Annotated in this window: 15 protein-coding genes; 2 read left to right on the forward strand and 13 right to left on the reverse strand. The window is 36.5% G+C overall.

Annotation, left to right across the window (positions count from 1 at the left end):
• Nucleotides 1-28: 28 nt before the first annotated feature.
• Nucleotides 29-904 carry a sugar phosphate isomerase/epimerase family protein gene (locus ACQ334_RS03715; protein WP_430986823.1) on the forward strand — a complete coding sequence of 292 codons (876 nt, stop codon included), beginning with the start codon at nt 29-31 and terminating at the stop codon, nt 902-904.
• Nucleotides 905-1,002: 98 nt separating this feature from the next.
• On the opposite strand, the gene ACQ334_RS03720 is transcribed toward ACQ334_RS03715, so the two are convergent.
• The 5 genes from ACQ334_RS03720 to ACQ334_RS03740 all read right to left on the reverse strand — a co-directional run bounded on the left by ACQ334_RS03720 (nt 1,003) and on the right by ACQ334_RS03740 (nt 10,620).
• Nucleotides 1,003-5,493 (reverse strand): PKD domain-containing protein, encoded by a 4,491-nt coding sequence (locus ACQ334_RS03720; RefSeq protein WP_430986824.1) that lies wholly within the window; start codon nt 5,491-5,493, stop codon nt 1,003-1,005.
• 656 nt (nt 5,494-6,149) lie between these two features.
• On the reverse strand, nt 6,150-6,551 hold the full coding sequence (locus ACQ334_RS03725; RefSeq protein ID WP_430986825.1) for a VOC family protein: 402 nt from the start codon (nt 6,549-6,551) through the stop codon (nt 6,150-6,152).
• 3 nt (nt 6,552-6,554) lie between these two features.
• On the reverse strand, nt 6,555-7,904 hold the full coding sequence (locus ACQ334_RS03730) for a hypothetical protein (RefSeq protein ID WP_430986826.1): 1,350 nt from the start codon (nt 7,902-7,904) through the stop codon (nt 6,555-6,557).
• Nucleotides 7,905-9,947, reverse strand: coding sequence for a DUF4836 family protein (locus tag ACQ334_RS03735; protein ID WP_430986827.1), 2,043 nt, complete (start codon nt 9,945-9,947; stop codon nt 7,905-7,907).
• A gap of 1 nt (nt 9,948) precedes the next feature.
• Nucleotides 9,949-10,620 carry a hypothetical protein gene (locus tag ACQ334_RS03740; RefSeq protein WP_430986828.1) on the reverse strand — a complete coding sequence of 224 codons (672 nt, stop codon included), beginning with the start codon at nt 10,618-10,620 and terminating at the stop codon, nt 9,949-9,951.
• A gap of 284 nt (nt 10,621-10,904) precedes the next feature.
• Here ACQ334_RS03740 and ACQ334_RS03745 point away from each other — a divergent pair, with 284 nt between their 5' ends.
• A complete protein-coding gene (locus tag ACQ334_RS03745) occupies nt 10,905-14,216 on the forward strand; it encodes a TonB-dependent receptor (RefSeq protein WP_430986829.1) in 3,312 nt (1,103 codons plus the stop codon).
• 126 nt (nt 14,217-14,342) lie between these two features.
• Here ACQ334_RS03745 and ACQ334_RS03750 read toward each other — a convergent pair whose 3' ends face one another.
• From ACQ334_RS03750 to ACQ334_RS03785, 8 genes are all read right to left on the reverse strand, one after another.
• The gene (locus tag ACQ334_RS03750) at nt 14,343-14,537 is read right to left on the reverse strand and encodes a hypothetical protein (RefSeq protein ID WP_430986830.1); all 195 of its coding nucleotides are present in this window, start codon (nt 14,535-14,537) and stop codon (nt 14,343-14,345) included.
• A gap of 117 nt (nt 14,538-14,654) precedes the next feature.
• Nucleotides 14,655-15,863 (reverse strand): hypothetical protein, encoded by a 1,209-nt coding sequence (locus ACQ334_RS03755; protein ID WP_430986831.1) that lies wholly within the window; start codon nt 15,861-15,863, stop codon nt 14,655-14,657.
• 23 nt (nt 15,864-15,886) lie between these two features.
• Nucleotides 15,887-16,402 (reverse strand): hypothetical protein, encoded by a 516-nt coding sequence (locus tag ACQ334_RS03760; protein ID WP_430986832.1) that lies wholly within the window; start codon nt 16,400-16,402, stop codon nt 15,887-15,889.
• Between the two features lie 12 nt (nt 16,403-16,414).
• Nucleotides 16,415-16,909, reverse strand: a complete 495-nt coding sequence (locus ACQ334_RS03765; RefSeq protein ID WP_430986833.1) for a lysozyme inhibitor LprI family protein — start codon at nt 16,907-16,909, stop codon at nt 16,415-16,417.
• Between the two features lie 82 nt (nt 16,910-16,991).
• Entirely contained in the window at nt 16,992-17,738 is a 747-nt protein-coding gene (locus tag ACQ334_RS03770; RefSeq protein WP_430986834.1) for an SIMPL domain-containing protein, read from the reverse strand.
• Nucleotides 17,739-17,891: 153 nt separating this feature from the next.
• A complete protein-coding gene (locus ACQ334_RS03775) occupies nt 17,892-18,563 on the reverse strand; it encodes a VOC family protein (RefSeq protein WP_430986835.1) in 672 nt (223 codons plus the stop codon).
• Nucleotides 18,564-18,590: 27 nt separating this feature from the next.
• Nucleotides 18,591-19,136: a hypothetical protein gene (locus ACQ334_RS03780; RefSeq protein ID WP_430986836.1), complete on the reverse strand. Its 546-nt coding sequence runs from the start codon at nt 19,134-19,136 to the stop codon at nt 18,591-18,593.
• Nucleotides 19,137-19,148: 12 nt separating this feature from the next.
• Nucleotides 19,149-19,616 carry a hypothetical protein gene (locus tag ACQ334_RS03785; RefSeq protein ID WP_430986837.1) on the reverse strand — a complete coding sequence of 156 codons (468 nt, stop codon included), beginning with the start codon at nt 19,614-19,616 and terminating at the stop codon, nt 19,149-19,151.
• Between the last annotated feature and the right edge of the window lie 23 nt (nt 19,617-19,639).

The raw sequence follows: 19,639 nt of genomic DNA on the forward strand, positions 1-19,639 counted from the left end.
GTTTTTAACTAAATCATATTGTTGCTGTATGAACACAAGAAGAACCTTTATAAAACAATCCGGCTTATTAACGGCAGGGTTAATGATGAATCCATCAGACTTGTTGAAGAAACAAAAAACAGTAGGCATTCAACTTTACTCAGTAAGAGATGAAATTGTAAAAGACCCTAAAGGGGTATTGCAAAAAGTTGCAGCTGCCGGCTATAACGAAGTAGAGATGTATGGGCTTTCTGCTGATAATAAATTTTATGGCCTTACAGTAAAAGAACTGGCCCGGGTTTTAAAAGACAACAACTTAAAAACTCCAAGCGGCCATTATGCACCAGAAAAATTTCTGTTTGATAATGGCAACGGCGACGATGTAAAAAATTTTTGTGAAGTAGGGCATACCTTGGGGAATAAATATATCATCATCCCTTATTTAAAAGAAGAAAAAAGGAAAACTATCGACCAATACAAAGCATTGGCAGATAGAATTAATAAAGCTGCTGAAATATGCAAGCAAGCCGGCCTTCAGTTAGCCTATCATAATCATGATTTTGAATTTATTGATATCAACGGAGAACATGGATATGATATCTTTTTAAACAACACCGATAAGGATTTGGTAAAAATGGAAATGGATCTGTATTGGGTGGTAAGGGCAGGATACGATCCTGTGGAATTGTTTAAGAAGCACCCCGGCCGTTTCCCTTTCTGGCACGTAAAAGATATGGATAAGGCAGATAAAACTAAAAACACAGAAGTAGGTAACGGTACTGTGGATTTTAAAACCATATTTGCCAATGCAAAATTAGCTGGTGTACAACACTATATGGTAGAACAGGAAAATAATTACAAGCCTGAAATTTTCAGTAGTATAAAAACAAGTTGCAGTTACACTAAAACAACATTGTTAAAATAAAACTTTTGATTATTTATCCTGATTTTATAAAGGAACAAATTTAATAAGTGCAGGGCCATTATGCTTTTAAACATAATGGCCTTCTTAATAATTGAATTTTACCTTATTAATATTACCGAGCCTTTTCCACTTATAGCTTTTCCATTAAAAGCTATACCCTGCCAATTGTACACATAAGCTCCCTGCGGTTGTGCAGTACCGTTAAATGTTCCATCCCAGCCACTGTTGCTACAGTTATTTTGATGATACACTATTTGCCCGTAACGATTGTATACTGTAAAAGAGGTTAAAGCCTGCAAGCCGGAACAGGTAATATGAAACTTATCATTTACACCATCGGCATTGGGCGTAAAGGCATTAGGTATAAACAGGTATTTATCCCCGGCAAATACTTTTATTGTAAGCGTGGCATTACCCTTACATCCCTGTGCTGTTGTGCCCTCTGCAACAAGGGGGTATATGCCCGTTACAGAAGCAGTAAATACAGGATTACTGCTTGTGGCATTGTTAAGATTAGAAGCCGGTAGCCATGTGTAGGTGGCTGCTCCGGTAATGCTTATTTGTACAGGCTGTCCTGTTACCGCATTGGTATCAATAGCAGGGGTAGTAAAAAGTTGCACAGGTGTGATACTGGTATTTTTGGTAGTTGTGGCAATACAGTTATTGGCTGTAGCTACCTGCAGCTTAATACTATAATTGCCGGGAGCATTAAAAATAAATTGTGGTACTACACCGGCGCTTTGTTGTGCATTGCTGGTTTGCCAGGCATAGCTGGCAATAGTACCTGTACTGTTATTGCTGATAGTAATATTTTTACCCATACAGGCTTCGGTGATATCAAAAGCTGCAACCGGGTAATCATCTATAGTTATCGTTTTAGTAATGCTGTTTGCACAGCCATTTTGGGTAGTTGTTGTAAGTTGTATGGTTTTTGTACCGCTTGCCATAAAGCTAAAATCAGGAACTGCAGCGGTGCTTGTTTGCCCGTCATTCGTAGTCCATAAGTACTGTACACTTCCCACTGTATTGTTATTGATACTGCCGTTGGTAATTACAATGGGTTTACCCACACAACCCCCTGATGCAGTAAAAATGGTGGTTGGATATTTTTCTACCACTACTGCTTGCACTGCTGTATCACTGCCACAGCCGGTAGCACTTGCGGCAATTACTTTATAAACATAAGTACCTGCTATGCTGTTATCAGTTAAAACACTATTGGCAGATGATTGTACCACGCCATCTTTTAACCAGGTATAGTTGGTGATGTTACTTGCACTAACGCTGGCAGTAGCGGTTAAAACATAATTAGTATTCTGGCAGGCATTGTTGCTATAGCTGATATTTACAACCGGTTTATCCTTTACTACAATAGTTTGATACACCGTATCACTTGCACAACCAACACTGCTTTTAACTACATACTTTATAGTGTAGCTGCCATAGTTAGAATAAGTATAAGTTGTATTGTTGGGATTAATGATACCCGAATTGCCATCGCCATAATTAACGTAATGTGTAGTAATAGCATCATTAACTACAAAAGCCGAAGCTGTAATTGCGATGCTCTTGCTTCCGCAATTGTTTATCGCATTTATAGCAGCGGTGGGTTTACTTACAACCGTTATAGTTTTTACAGCCGTATCTCCCGGACACCCCTGTGCACTGGTAGCTACCAGCTTGTACGTGTAAGTGCCTGTGGGGTTGGTTTCAGCAATGGTATTGGTATTATTGGGTAACAGAACATTGTTTTTTAGCCAGACATAGCTGCTAATGGTACTTGCACTTACGGTAGTATTGGCAGTAATACTGTAACTGCTGTTGTTGCATACACTATCCCTGTTTGTAATTAAGTTTACCTGTGGTTTATCTTTTACAGCAATAGTTTGATAAACCGTATCGCTGGCACAACCAACGCTGCTTTGCACCACATATTTTATAGTGTAGGTGCCATAGTTAGTGTAGTTATAAGTGGTATTGTTTGGATTAGCAGTGCCGGTGTTTCCATCGCCATAGCTTATAAAGTGACTGGAAATATTATCGTTTATTACAGTGGCTGTGCTCGTAATATTTATTTGTTTGCTTCCGCAATTGTTTATTGCATTTATTGACGCAGTGGGTTTACTTACTACAGTTATAGTTTTTATTGCAGTATCACTAAAACAGCCCAATGCGCTGGTGGCAACCAGCTTGTATGTGTAAGAGCCAGTGGGATTAGTCTCTGTAATAGTGTTGGTATTGTTAAGCAATAATGCATTGTCTTTAAGCCAGACATAATTGGCAATGCTACTTGCATTTACCGTAGCATTAGCGGTAATTGTGTAACTACTGCTATTGCATACACTATCTCTTGCGGTGACCAGGTTTACCTGTGGCTTATCTCTTATGATGAGAGGGAGTAAAAAAGTATCGCTGATACAATTGAAATTACTTTTTACCACCTGCTTTATTACATAACTGCCATAGCTGGCAAAGTTGTAAGTAAAGCTGGTGCCTGTACCTATTAGTGTAGTTCCCGAATAGTATTCCTGCTGTACTATTGTACCGGTAGCAATGGTTGCAGCGCTGGTAAAATTAACTTGCAGGCTACCGCAATTTGTAATTGCTGAACATGCCGCCAAAGGAGTGGATTTAAGTATTATACGCTTTACAATAGTATCCTGCTCTACACAATTTAACGGACTTTTTATGATCAGCCTTACGTCAAAACTATCGTAGGCAGCAAAGGTAAAACTGTTATTAGGCAGTGTGCTGTAGTTGGTATAGGCTGTTGCAGGTGCAAGGGCCGGCTTCCAGGCATATTGGTAAGTTATGTTTGGATTGCCGTTTAGCTTACTGCTATCCGTAAACGCTACAGTTAAATTGTTGCAGCTAACAGTAGCGCCAAATTTTGCAGTAGGTTTAAATGCAACTTTTACATTAATAGTATCATACAGGTAACCACAGGCAGTGTATGCAGCTATAACATAACGGCCCGAATCTTTTATAACTAATGTATCACCTGTTGTAAAAATATTGGGGCCAATAAAATAATGAGCGCTATTAGCAGGGTTATTGTAGATAATTCTGATTGAATCTCCATTACAGATTGTGGTATCGTTACCTAAGTGCGGCTGTGGTATAAAATTGATCACTGTAATGTATTGCGTAGTGGTATCTGTTCCTGCATCATTTGTGGTAACCAGGCTTACCGGGTAAACTCCCGCCTGGTTAAAAGTAATGCTGTGTACATTGGGTAAGTAGAGAGAATCTAATTCTGAAATATTTGCCTCGGGTGGAAAAATCCAATGCCATGTTTTTGGTTCATTGTAGCTTCTGTCGTACAAAAACAATTTGGAATCTTTACATACAATATTATTAAAACCATAAGAGTTTAGAGGGAACCAAAAAAATTTAGACTTGGGGCCTTTTAAAGGCAAACAAACGTTGCTTATTTTTTTTAACGGAACATCTAAAATTATTTGAGTATTTGGCTGTAGTGTAATTGTATCAGGTACAAAATTCAGCAACGGTTTATCTAGTACTTCCAGGCTATCATATTTAAATAGTAAGGGTTCGTCAGTGGCATTGCAGGTAGCATTATTGCCAGCTGTATCAATAGCAGATAATGAAAATCCCACTTCTTCATCTGAAATAGTATTATTAGAATTTGAGTTTGGATAATGTGCTGAAAAATTAAGTAATTGATTGTTTTTATTTACCAGCACATTTTGTGTTTCATACAAATTGTTTATACCATTTTGACTTTGAAAACCACTGGTATCTGCAGTGCCATAAATATGTAACCGTTTATTCCATTTTATTTGAAGGGCTGAATCAAATTTGGATATACGTGTTCTGAAATTATTGGATAAACTATCATTCATAAAATTGTTATGGTCGCTAAAACTGGCATACCCTGAGCTTGTGCAATAAATACTATTATTAAAAAAATGAAAAGATGGCTGGTTATAATTTGAATATTTTGGTGCATATCCCGAACAAAACAAAAGAGACTGATTTTGGAAATTGCCTGTAGTATTTAAGTTATACTTAAGTAAAAAATTATTTTCATGCAAATAACCGGTATCAAATTGATTACGTACCAGTTTATTGGAATACATAATTCCGCCAATTATTAAATCATTCCCTGATGCAGAAACGGATGTTATAGCTCTGCTGGCATCATTTAATTGCCTGGAAAAAGTATTATTTAAATTAGTATCTATAACCAGGAATTTATTTAATTGTCCCGGGTAAAAGTAATAATCATAGCGATTGGGAAAGATAATAATGTCAGTATTGTTTTTTTTAAGTAATCCTGTTTTAGAAAGTAATCCGATAATAAAATTATTATTTCCGTTACTATTAACTACTTTACTACTTATAACATTTAAGTTATTGTCTAATTTCAGTAAATGAAAAAAGTATATAAAATTTAAATTAGTAAGGAAAGTCAGAACGTAATTATCAGGTTTATATTCGATAATGCCAGGGTTCAAAAATTCATAAGAACCGCTTTGAGTTCCATAGGTGCCAAAATACTTGTAATCAGAAGCAATATAATTCCCATTTAACCCTATTTTTAATACTTGTACTCCATATGACAATTGAGTATTTGGAGGGGTTGGAAAATAATTTTTCTGGCAAACAAAAATAATTTCATTGCTGCTATTTAAAATAGCCTGGTTTATATAACAATCCGGGAGGTTTTTTACCCATAATGTATCGAAATTATTATTTAGTCGAATAATTTTACCATACCTGGAATATATTAAGATTCCACTGTCTCCCAAATTTAATGTACTACAGTTCCCGGTATAACTACCCAGGCCAACTGCATATTTTTTTTCCGTAATTAGTTGAGCATTGCTACTCATAGAAACATGCAACCCAAAAATTAAAAAAAGTAATTTTAGTTGCTTCATAATTAATCTTCTGGTTAGTTATCCGGAATTTAATCAAAATGATAAAAGGATTATTATTTTGTTGAGCAAGTTTTATATTATCAATGGATATAATGTAACAAACTACTGATTTAATGAGCGGTGTAATTTATCAGAAAGGTATATAAGAACGACACATAGACCTGGCCGGGCCGGGGTAAAGCTGTGGCAAAGCCGTGGTAACTATATGGAGACTTTTGGCTGAACCCTCACCAGGGCACTGTTGAATCCATCAATGCATGTCCCCTGGCAGCTGGTCAAACTGAATGGCAAAGCAATGCAAATCTATATCACCTATAGCTGCGTCTGCTGCTTTTCTATTATTGTTCTTGTTTCTTCGGTTCAATCATATCCCACAAATTACCATAGAGATCTTCAAAAACAGCTACCGTTCCATAAGGCTCTTCCACCGGCTGGCGCACAAACTTGATTCCTTTTTCTGTGTAAGCTTTGTGGTCTCTCCAAAAATCATCAGTATATAAAAATAAAAATACCCTGCCACCGGTTTGATTACCCACACGGCTTTTTTGTTCTTCAGTTGCAGCTTGTGCAAGTAACAGGCTGCATTGTCCTTCTCCCTTTGGTGCTACCATTACCCAACGTTTGCTTTCACTTAGTTTGGTGTCTTCAATAAGTACAAAGCCTAATTTTTCTGTATAGAATTGTATCGCTTCATCGTAGTTAGCCACTACTAAAGCGATGTGTGCAATGCGTTGATTCATCGGTTATAATTTTATTATTGGCAGATCGTTCTTTTGTTTCTGCAGTATGCATTCAAAATAAAGCTGGTTGTTTTTTTTATTTATAGTAAGCTGTATCGATTCCAGGTTAGCCACTGCTTTTACAATACCAGCTGGTAAATACCGCAGCAGGTCTTTTGGAATTTTAGTCAGCATCAGTTTAAAGAAAAGTACAGCCTGGATATTCCTGTCTATTGATACCGGCTGATAATTTGCAGCTGTAATATTTAATGTTGTTTCAGATTCTTTAGTGCAATAAGATTTCACAAACGGCATACTGGTGAAAAGCTGGCCTGCAGCTGTTGGTTCCAGTTTATTATTGTGCTGCCAGTAATTATAAATATTGGAGACACTGTCGCCTGTAATGGCAAAATTAAAATCAGGTTCCTGTACAGTATTAACCACTGTTTTTTCTATCTTATTAAAGTCATTATCATAAGTATAACTAATTGCAGAATCTGTCCTCGTTTTGATAGCTGAAATACCCAGGTTGTAGTTTTTATTAGTGGGCAGAAATACGGAATCAATATCCTGGCTCAGTGCTTTTGAGATATTGGATTTATCAGTATTGCTCAACAGGCTGAAGACAGCATCTGAGGGTTGCGTAAAGGCAAGCGTGCAAAGAGAAGTGCTGTTACAATCAAAGTTGTTCGCACTAAATGTAAATTGTTTTTTTTGCGTTGCGGTGCAAGTGATTTCAATTGTATTCTTATCGAAATTGCCGGATATAACGGCAGGCTCTGCTAAAAAATTATTCGACGCTATATAAACTGCTAAATGGCTTTTTGCTGTAAGGGCTTTTTCCAGGGTTTGTTTTGCGATATAGTTTTTTTGTACAAAGAGTTTATTAGCTACCTGCAATAAATTGGCATTGTTTTCTGAAGTGGAATTTGTCAGCAGTATTTTATCTCCATTCCTGAAAAAAGTTAAAGCATAATCTTTGCTGGTGTAACTGTTGCTATCCAGTTTTTCAAAATGATAAACCTGCAATCCCTTTGCAAAATCTTTTTCATCTTTTATATTTAATACAAGATACCATGTATTCAACGGTTGTTCCTTTACATGAAAGGCTAAAACATAATCGGGTATGTCTATCATATCCTTCCAGCTCACTTCGTTTTTACTGCCTGCAGAAAAACTGATCTTCTTCCATTGACTGGGAGTAGTGATGGTATTCCAGATAACTGTATTGGTAATTCTTTTTACATCTATTGCAATAATACAATCAGCACTGCCAGTAACAACGGCAGTGCTGTAAGTTTTGTAAAATAATTTCAGGTAACCAAATACTACTATTGCAATCAACACTACTAATGCCCATCGCTTTTTGTTCATTTAGTTTACCGTTTTATCTTTTTCCTGGTGATCTTTTTCGATGATGTTGTTAATAGCATCCATCATGTTAAAGAAAAACTCAAGGCTGTTGCTGTGATTACCTTTAATGCCCATGGTAGTGGTTCCCTGTATCATGCCATCCTTCATCCCGCTTTCCATTTTAAGGTCACCCAGGTTTTCCCTCATATAGTCACCTATTTTTTTATTCATATCAGTAGTGAATTCGGGGCCTAGTTTTTCTATCAGTTTTGTAGCGCTGATCTTTAATGAATAGTTATTGCTGAGGATAGAGTTTTTTGTTGCCGCATCTGTAGCAAAAGCCGTATTGTTAAGCGTCATATCTACAACTGTTTTAGAAGTAGTTACTATCGCTTTGCCATCTTTCACCATAAAATATAAACTGCTGATGGGATATTTGCCTTCTTCAAAAGCCAGTTCGTAATAACCACCTTTGTCTTTATAATTATACTTTTCCTTTTCAGCATACTTTAAGGGCAGCCGGGCAATCTTTTCCATAAAACCTTCTTTTTTGGTTTCCATTATAAAAGTAAAATCAGGAGAAAGTTCCTGCTTCGTTTTCTTTACTTCTTTTTTATTGAATTCCTTATCGTAATCATAATCCGTATAACTAACGGTTTTTGTTTTCATGTCGTGCATTACAAACAAATAATTGCCTGGTGTTAATTCTGCTATTCCTTTTTCGTCAATCAGTATCTGTAAAAAATCTATATACACATCCACAATAGCTGCATAGTCATTGGTGCCGGGCATGCCGCTGATATATTTCTTTAAAAGGGTGTAATAATAGTTGGCCATTGCCTCGGTATTAATACTCATAGAGAAATAGCCAATATTATCGGGGTTTACATAATTTACTAAGGAAGGATTTTGTTTACTGTTCATTACTTCGTTGCCCATTTTAGCAATTTTGGTATCGGCAGCAAAGGTTTTTTGTTCCATCCTCATCTGGTCTTTATCAAAATAGATATTTACAGACGATTTAAAACCATCAGTAGTGTCCTTAATGATCTTTGGCATATTATGTAAAAAATAATAAGACCCCCTGTATAAATAATTCCAGTACTGGCTTGAAATACTTTCGGTATTGATCCACACACTGGCATGTGCAGCAGGGTCAATAATCTTTTTATAAGCCACTTCATTTTCTATTGAGCTGATGCTGCCATTAATAGTGCTGCTCATTATTTTTTCAGCCACCCACTGTTGTTTCTTTTTAGCAATCATATCCTGTTGTTGCTCCCACAATTCTCTTTTTACATTGTTAATGCTATCCTGGATATGGTAGTTGTAATTCTCGTTCACATAAACTTTTTTGGGCGCCGCTTTTTTAGCAGGTGTTTTACCTTTTGCAGTAGCAGGTTTTTTAGCACCAGCTACAGGCCTTTTTTGAGCACCTGTAACTTTACCTTTTACAACTTTAGGCGGTGGTGGTGGCGGAATGCTGTATGCGTTATCTTCTTCTTTAAGCTCTTCGATGGCGGCTACAGCAGTATCAGCTTTTACACTAATCGTATCGCTGCTGTATAAATACTCGTAATAGCTTTTTTTATTTTGATAAGTGGTGTTTACCACTATTGCCATTGTTTCATTCCAACCAATATAGGTTTCAGGAGATACAGCTAAAAAGTCGAAACCATCTTTTTTCTCTGTTTTTGCAGCCATCCCTGTTTTGTATGTGCCTTTGATCAACTGTAAAAACTGCTGTACATTATTTAAGTGCAGCAAGGTTACAAAACTCATAGAAGAATCTTCGGTAGTAATATACTGGTAGGTATCCTGCTCAAAATTGATACCGATGTTCTTTAGCGAAGTAAGGGTATCTATATGCAGCATTTTAAAAAAGCTGTGCTTAATAAAACTATACGCATCTAATTTCTGAATGGGTACATTTTTACTGAAATTATCACCCGAGTATTTAATTACTACAGAAGATGATGAAGGCACTTTGGCTAAAAAATTTTGTGCCTGTACTGCAGGCAGTACAATACAGGATAGGGCTACGGCAAGAATGAATTGTTTCATTTTATTTGTTGGTTAAGGTTATTTTATTTTCTACTGATTTTTTTTCTGTGATAATATCCAGGGCATTTTGTTTTAGCATGGTGGCTTTTTTGCTGGGTGATATTTGAGTGCCTTTGTTAGATGCAGCTGCAACAGTAGCTTCAAACTTATAAATAGAAGTGTAGTTGGCAGTTGCAAATACTTCTTTATCAGCATTACTCAGTTTTTTATAATCGTCCTGTATAGAAAATTTATTTATCCTGCTAAAGGTATTGGAGGCCGCATCATAGTCATAAGTTTTCTCTACGCCTTTCAGTTTGCCGTTTTCTTTATCATACACATTTTTTACTGCTGCATTCAGCTGGCTTACTTTGTTGAAATTACAGCTTATTGTGGCGATGTAATTATCAAAATCCACACTTGTTTTTACAGCACTTAAACCGGGTGTTTTGGCAACTGCTTTTTCAATTTCTGTTATCCTGTATTTGATGTCGCCTTTACTCGGCACATCATGCCCGTTAATAGTTTGCATTTTGATGATGGAATTGAGCTTGGTTTTGCTCTTACTCAGATTAACCACCAATTGAAAATTGCCGGAACCATCATTTTTTAAAAATACTGTTTCAATAATTTCGAAACAACTCTGTAATAAAAACAGGCAGGAAAATAGCAACAGGTAGGCAATTCTTCTCATGATACAAAATTAAAAATCGCAACAAAGCTAACTCTTTATATTATCCAAAAAATATATCTGGAGAAAAAATAAGCGGTTATGCATTAAAATTTCAGTGTTAGCAAGTGCAAATATTGCGGATATCATATTTGGATGTGTATTTTTTAAAATTTCACACTATATATCTTTTATTGGTATGCGTTCTGTAAAATTTGGTGTTAAAAAGCAATAGCTATTTGTTAACAATTACATAAAGTTTAAACAATGATTTTGACGCATCTTTGCGGCTTAAAACAAACTAAAAGATGAGATTGAAATTTTTACTAACATTGTTCTTAGCAAGCGCTCTTTCGTTTGCTTTTGCACAAGAAACCACATCGGAGATACAAGGTATTGTTACCGATGGCAGCAATGGCCTGGGCAATGCCACCATCGTTGCAGTACATAACCCAACAGGTACTAAATACAGTACCACCAGCCGCAGAGACGGTCGTTATAACCTTCCTAACTTACGTGTAGGTGGTCCTTACACTATTACTGTAAGTTTTGTTGGATTTAAAGCTGAACAGCAGGATAACATTACGCTGTTGTTAGGCCAGGCTTACAAAGCCGATTTTAAACTGGCTTCTACTTCTTCTACTTTAGGTGAAGTGGTAGTAGCAACAAAAAGGCAGGATAAGATTTTCAGTAATAACAGAACCGGTAGCCAGGAAGTGATCAACCGTACACAGATTGAGCGTTTACCTACTATCAGCCGTTCATTACAGGATTTTACAAAACTGGAACCTACTTCAAACGGTCTTAGTTTTGGTGGCAGAAGCAACCAGTACAATAACGTGACTGTTGATGGCGCTAACTTCAACAACTCTTTCGGGTTGTCGGGAACGTTAGGCGGACAAACAGGCTCTCAGCCTATCAGTCTTGATGCGATTGAACAGATACAGGTTAACGTTTCTCCATACGATATCCGCCAGGGTGGATTTACCGGTGCCGGTATTAATACTGTTACACGTAGCGGTACTAACCAGATTAGGGGAACTGTATACACGTATTTGAAAAACGAAAATAACCAGGGGTATAAAGTTGCGAATACGCAATTAACTAAAACACCCATTACTTTTAACTTAAGAGGTTTTTCAGTTGGCGGTGCTATCATAAAAAACAAAGTATTCTTCTTTGTAAGTGCTGAACAGGTAAGACAGGAATTACCTGCTACCAGTTATATTGCTTCTGATGCCAGCCACCCACCTGTTAATGGCAGCGTATCTCAGGCAAATGCAGATACTTTGGCTAAACTGGCCAGCTTTTTACAAACCAAGTTTGGATATACTGCAGGACCATTCCAGGGGTACAACCAAAAAACACAGAGTGATAAGATCACTGCTAAAATAGACTGGAATATTAATGACAAGAATACACTTACTTTAAAATACAATTATCTTAAATCAAGTGCCGACCAGTTTGCAAGTACCAGCAGAAACGGATTTTCAGGATTTGTAACCGGTGGTCAACCTGGTTTTAATTCTATGCCTTTCCAGGGTAGTGGATATGTGATCAATAACAACTTCAATATTTTTATTGCTGAGTTAAATACCAGGTTCAGTAATAAGATCGTAAATAAATTCCAGGTAGGATTTACACAGTTACGTGATTTCCGCAGCACACAAGGAAATTCTGATTTGCCATTGGTAGATATTTTATCAGGTGGTAACATTTATACTACTTTTGGTTACGAACCTTTCACTTACAATAACAAACTGAATACAGATAACTTCCAGTTTTCTGATATCCTTACTTTTTACAAAGGAAGTCATGAGATCACTGCAGGTACACAAAATTCTTTCAAGAAATACCTGAATGGTTTTGCACCTGCTTACCAGGGCGCTTACCAGTTTTCAAGTCTTACAGAATTTTATAACAGTGTAAACGATCCAACAGGTAACTCTAAAGCACTTCGTTATGCAGTACAATACTCTGCATTAAAAGACGGTTCATTCCCTTATGCAAAAGCCGGGTCTAATGATATCAGTTTATTTGTACAGGATAAATGGAGTGTAAAAAAGAATTTCACTTTAACTTATGGTATCAGGTTTGATAATTCTTCTTACACAGGAAGCTTTGATCAGAATCCTGATTTTGCAGCTTTAACTTTTGCTAATGGTGCAACATACGATGTGGGTAGAAAACCTAAAAGCGCTTTGCTTGTTTCTCCACGTTTAGGCCTTAACTGGGATGTGCTGGGCGATAAGAGTTTACAGGTAAGAGGCGGTGGAGGTATCTTCTCTGGCCCTCCTCCGTTTGTATGGATCAGCAACCAGGCAAGTAACAATGGAGTGCAGTTTGGTTCTGTTATTAAAACAGGCGCTACTGCTGTGGCATTTAATGCAGATCCTAATGCCAATAAACCTACTGCAGGTGCAGCTAATACAGCATACAGTGTAGCACTTGTTGATAATAAATTCAAATACCCATCTGTGGTAAAAACCAGTTTGGCTATTGATAAAAAATTAAAACACGACTGGGTATTGACTTTAGAAGGTACGTACACTAAAGATATCAATGCAGTTTATTATTCTAATGTAAACCTTAATGAAACAGCTGCATTTGCTTTAGCAGGTGCCGATAACAGGTTGCGTTATAATACTTCTACCACCACTACACTAAACAACAGCAGCAAATATTATTTTGCCGGAACTTCAGCTGCTAATCCAAATTTAGGTAATGCAATTTTAATGAAGAACTCAAGCAAAGGCTATTCTTCAACAACAACTTTCAGGGTACAAAAAACTATTAAGAGTTTGTACCTGAGTGCAGCCTATACGCATTCAAAAAGTAAGAATACAGCAGAAGGCGGAAGTACTGCAGGCAGCTTATGGAGCGGCAGGGCAGTTTCAGGAACTGATCCTAACGAAGCTAACTTGTCTAATGCATCATGGTACCAACCACACCGTGTAGTTGCTTTTGCATCTTACAAATTTAATTATGCCAAATATTTTGCAACCAGCTTTGGTTTGTATTTTGAAGCAGCACCAAACGGTGTAACTTCTTACATCTATAATGGCGATTTAAATGGTGATGGTAATAATAACGATCTTATTTTTATCCCTGCTGCTGCTAACCAGATCAACCTGGTGAAATCAGGCTCAGGTGGTTTAGGTACAGGTACAAGTACTGATACACGTACTGCTGCACAGCAATGGGCACAGTTGAATGCGTTTATCAGCCAGGATAACTACTTATCTGCTCATCGTGGAGAAGTAGCAAAAGCTAACTCAGTAATACTGCCTTACTTTAAAAAACTGGATGTGAACATTACACAGGATATCTCTCTTAAAACCGGTAAAGGCGCTAATGGCGACCGTCATACATTGAGATTGTCTCTGGATATTTTAAATGTGGGTAACCTGCTGAACAAATACTGGGGGCTTGTAAAATCTCCTACTGTTACCAACTTCTTACGTTATGAAGGTTTGGGAGCAGATGGTAAAACACCTAGCTTCTCTTTCACACAACAGGATGCTGCTAACCTTACTCCTTATGTAAACAGTTTTGCAAACAGCACCAGCATCGCTTCACGCTGGCAGATGCAGTTTGGTATCCGTTATTTATTTAACTAAGCGCTTAACTACAATAATAAAAAACTGTCCCCGATTTATTGGGGACAGTTTTTTTATGCAATAGAATTTGTATTTTTTAATTAAAGAAGTCAGGTTCTTAAAACCTGATTGCTTTAATTAATAGCACTACGTAGCTTTATCTTTTGTATTGCGCACAAGGCCAATGCCTGCAAAAAAGAAAATAGCGCCAATTATACCGGCGACAATAATACCTTTAACGTTCCTGGTACCTGTGCCGCCATTCATAAAATATACGCCTGCATATATAAGGCCGGCAACACCTAACAGAGAAAGAATTATGCCTAATACCCGCTTTTCCATAACTTGTTTTTTTACAAGGTAGGGTTATAAAACTGTTGTGGCTGGTAATGTGGGAATGATGTAAGCAGTAGCCGAAATTATGTAAGCATGTTAATACAACGCACCAGGTAGTTTTGATCAGAGTAAAATGCGTTCAAAATAAAGTTCTTCCTCACGGGAAGGGGATTCTTTTTTGTAAAACAGCCATATTTCATTGTTGTTGATCTCAAAATAATCCACAAAGGAATACCTGTCAATACGGGTATCGGCATTCATTACAAATGATTTTATGGTGCGTTGATTTCCTGCTTTATCAAATAGCACCAAGCAGGTGGAATCCCATCTTTTATCAACCTGTGTAATAAAATTCCCGTTGCTTAATGGCTTGGGTTTTAAATAAAACCACCTGTTGCTGGGCTCGATGGTCCAAATAGCATGACGTTGCTTATCCAATAGAGAAATTTTAAAAACAGATGTCCAGCTATTTTGAGATAAAGCATAAGTTGAGTCAATAAAAACTACACGACCGCCATCGGCAAGCAATACTTCACGGTCTGTTTTTTTATCTTTCGGAATAAGTTTTTCCCTTGCTGTAACAGAATAATTTAAATCCTTGTCACTGCTTATTTCCAGTAATGAATCTGTATTATAATAAGGGTAAACTAATTTTTGCTGCTGTGCCAGAAAGTGAATACTGTCGCCTGCAATAGTAAGGTCAGATAAATAGCATTTATCGAATAATACTTTATTCAGCATTGCGCCATCGGATGAATACTTTACCAGGTAAGCACCTTTAAAATCCTGTTGCTTATGATCAATAAAATACGGGGCCGTTAATACAAAAACACTACCTTCTTTGTCTACGGTAAAATCGGTAAAACCACTTTGATGTGGAAGATCATCGATCTTAAACTGCGATTCTAATTCCCATTTAGCAGTATACACAAAGCAATTGCGATAAAATTCCTTTTTTATATTTTGTAATTCCTTGTCCAGCAAATAATATTTATTATTAAAAGCTTTAAGCACCGGCCTGTTGGCATATTGAGAAAGTATGGTAACGAAACTGATATTGCCTTTTTCATCAATCCTGCTCACCAATAATTCAGATTTGCCTTCATTCTTCTTTTCCCAATAACTATCGGGCCTGTGGCTGGTAATTACGTACATATTGGAATCAACACCTTTAATAATGGATTTAAGAGAATGAAAGAACTGGCGATGGATGTACCAGGAATTGTTATCCGTTGATTTTATCCATGCCTGGGCGTTACTGTTATAGTTGCAAAAAAATAAAATGGTAATGCTTAATGCTTTCAGGAATAGTTTATTTTTTTGGTGGTGCATAAACTTATATGGAATTTAAGGTGTCAGTAATTCGGTTTCAACTGCAGCTGTTTAAATTTTTTAAAATATTTCTTCTTTGTAAGTGTCATGATAATGATGCCGCTTCGCCCTTCATAGCCATAGATTGCTGTGGCCGCAGGATCGTTGGGGCTCACTAAATAAACCTCCTTAATATAGGTTTGGTTTAGCAGTGTTGCCAGCTTCACAATTTTATAGGTTGCTGTTTTGTTATCAATAAAAAATGGAGTGTCGTCAATTATAATCAGTGGCTTGCCATCTCCATATTTACGATTACCCAATGAGTCAACAATTTTAAAGTTGGTTTTAATTCTGTCGTTATAAAGTTGCCTCACATAAACATTGGTGTCAGCCAGTAACCTGTCTCTTATACTCAGCAGTTGCTGATCGAATGGTAATGTTTTCACACTGTCCATCCATTTGTTATTTTGTTCCCGTGTAAGAATTAAATTTTTCAACTGCCCGAAAGCAGTTGAAAAAACAAAGAAATATACGATGAGTAATGCTAAAGATTTCTTCATAATACCGCTTATTTAATTCATAAGTGATTCCAGTTTTCTTATTCTATCCAATGTTTCTTCAGTATAAGCTTCGTTGCTCATTGCGTTACAGGAAGAGCCTCCTTCGCAGTTGATATGTGCTATTTCCACATTGGCATCCCTGGTTTTTATCCATTGTCGCTGCGAATTAATAATAGCTTTTTTAAGGCGTTGATTCTGGTCAATACTTTTGGTGCGGAAATATATTTGGTCTTTATCCGGAGTTTTGGAAAGCATTTTTTCCCTGGCCAATGCAATTTGATCTGCCTTAATTTCTTTATCTATAGTTCTGAGTATGCTTTTATATAAACGATTTAATAAACTATCGGCAAACTCGGCTTTAGCACCCGAACAGATATTTATTTCCACAGTACCTGTGCCTGTATCGCAGGGAAAAGTATGGGCTTCGTATATGTTTGCTACACTTGATTGTGCAGGCGAATGAAAAGGGATGCTATAAAAGATGAGGAATAAGACCAGGGATTTCATGGTTATATTTTTGCAATACTGATTAATGGATGCCCGGAAAGTATTTTTTACACAGTTCATGTAAATCATTCGTTTTGTAATTTTAATTGGATACTTCGTAGACTACAGTGATCTTTTCTTCCAGCTCAGTTTCTTCAACCTGAAATTTATCGAAGGAGGTCTTATAACTGATATCTGTATCTCCAACTATTTTCGCCGGAGTAAATCTTACATAACTGATTTCATTTGCAAATACCTGGGTACGGACATTTTCTTTATACACCTGCTTAACCTTTATTATTGTTAGGCCTAATTTTTTTGAAATATTAGCTGCATTTGCTTGGGCATTTTCAATTGCTGATTGCACTAACAGCACCCGGGTTGATTTTTCTAAACTATCAGAAATACCGGTTTCATAATTAATGTCCAGGTCTTTAAAATTATTGCCTTGTATTTCATTATAAAATGCGTCAATTAATTTATTGTCGAGCCAGAATTCTACTTTTAAAACATTTGATGCGGTATATGTTTTTTGTCTTCTGTCGTCGTCAAAGGAACTGGAAATACGGTAGTCTGATACCTTTACAGCTTTATTTTGAAACCCCAGTTTTTCCAAAGACCGGGAAAGTGATTCAACTTCTTCATTGAGGATTTTAATAACATTCTTTTCTATAGTATCTGTTTTTTCAATTGTAAGTGTGAATGTAACCATATCTGGCCTCACTTTTATTTTTGAACTGCCTTCAGCCGTAATTTCGGCTGATTTTTTATTTTGTGAAAATGTACTGTTGCTAAATAGTGCTGCAGTTGCCAAAATAATTGCGATGCGGAAAGAAATCATATTGCTCATAATGAAAGTTTAGTGTAGAGATTCAAATTAGTTATTGTTCCATAAAGCTGTGGTAACTGAAACTAAATGTATAAATAAAAACCGGTGATTTGTATATGGATAGCAGCCTGGAATAAATTATTAACATTTTGCCTGATTTTAATAAAGCTCTTGTTACCTGCCGGCGTACTCTTCATTCATTATGATTTCGTGTACTAATCCACCTGTCGCAATTTTTATTTTTGTATAATGCTTTTCAGCCTGCTGTTGTGTAGGATACCATTTCCTGTTTGTTTCAACAATTATAAACAGGCCATTATCGTTACCCAGCGTAACAAATTCTTTACTTTTAGTGCCCTTGGTAAAAACGGGTAGTTTATTATTGAGTATGAGTTGGTCTGCAAGTACTATTGGTGCATCGGTAACTATTCCTATTTCACTTATTGATTGAATGGATGAAATATCGAAGGGTTTATCTGTTACATCGGCAAGGTCGAAACGTGCAATGAATTCTACAATATTCTTATTGTTATCATAAAAATAAATGGCTTTTGCATTCCAGCTTTTAAAGTCGGCTACAATTCCATTATCAGCAGTTGCTATTAAACTAAGTTTTGCTTTTGCCCATTGTATGGCTTCGTCAAGTTTATTGTGTGGAATATTAAACGCAAAATGATACGTCGGATTTAAGTGAATTGATTGTATAAATGTTAGTGTTGATTGTCCTGCTGAAAATGAAACAGCATTTGGTGTTTTGTTTGCCAGTTGCATTCCTAAAACGTCTGCATAAAATGATGCAGTTGCATTAAGATCACCAGTCTGAATCTCTATTCCCAATATATCCATGTCTGTAGTTTGTGCTGTAGTATTATACTAAAATGAATACCCTATTGAAGCACCAAGCCAATGCTTCAATCCCGAATCGATATAAAACGGGCAATAACAAATGCGCCACATAATACCATTGTCTTCTACCGGTTGATGCCTGAAGCCAATATTTAATGAAGGGTATACTCTTAATTTATTTTCGTATGTCCATATTTTTTCAACAATACTGTTGTTAGTGATAACCACTGCATTTACGCCTAATTCAAAATGATTGGGGTTTACGCCACTCAATCCCCAGTTTCCAATAACATTATAACCTGCAACTAAAACATAAGCAATGCCTTTATCTTTCCTCACTTGTTTTGAAGGATCCGGAAGCCGATAATATTTGGGTGAAATGCCAATTCCTATACGGATTGCTCTCAGGTCAACAGAATGACTTTCCTTAACAATTGTTTTTTCAAAATTCAAAGTTTCAAATATCCCTGTCCCTCCGGCTTCCACATAAATAGAATAATTTTTTTGCGCAAATAAAAATGCCGGGTAATACAGCAATACTGAAATGAAAAATATTTTTTTGGATAGCTTCACTGTTGATGGTTACTATAATAAATCAGTGTCATTATGTGTATAGTCAAGACGAACCACATTTTCTTTTTCAAAATCCGGCATGTCAAAATTCTTTACCAGGCCTTTCTGTAACAATACCGATTGAACATTACTATTGATAGCTCGAATTTCATCATGCTCCCGTTTGGTTCTTTCGGCATCATCGGGATAAACCGGCCAACCAAATTGTCTTTCAAAATTCTCCAGGTTTATAATGGTGCCATCATGTTCAATTCTCTTATGCCAGGAATAATCGTCAGTAATTGTAAACAGGTCGAGATACCATTTTTCGGTTTCATTTTTTGCAATGAAAAATCTTACATGCATTGCACCTCTCATGACTGCCGTAAAAAATTTTATTTCATTGATCTTGCCTTGCTGAAAGTTACCAGGAAAATTGATCGATCCGTTGTTAGCTTTTTTAAAAGCTTCTTTAAAAATGTTTAATTGTTCATCATCCATACTATAATTTTTTAAACTAAAAA

This window comes from Ferruginibacter sp. SUN106, from assembly GCF_050611765.1.
In the GTDB taxonomy this organism is placed as follows: domain Bacteria; phylum Bacteroidota; class Bacteroidia; order Chitinophagales; family Chitinophagaceae; genus Ferruginibacter.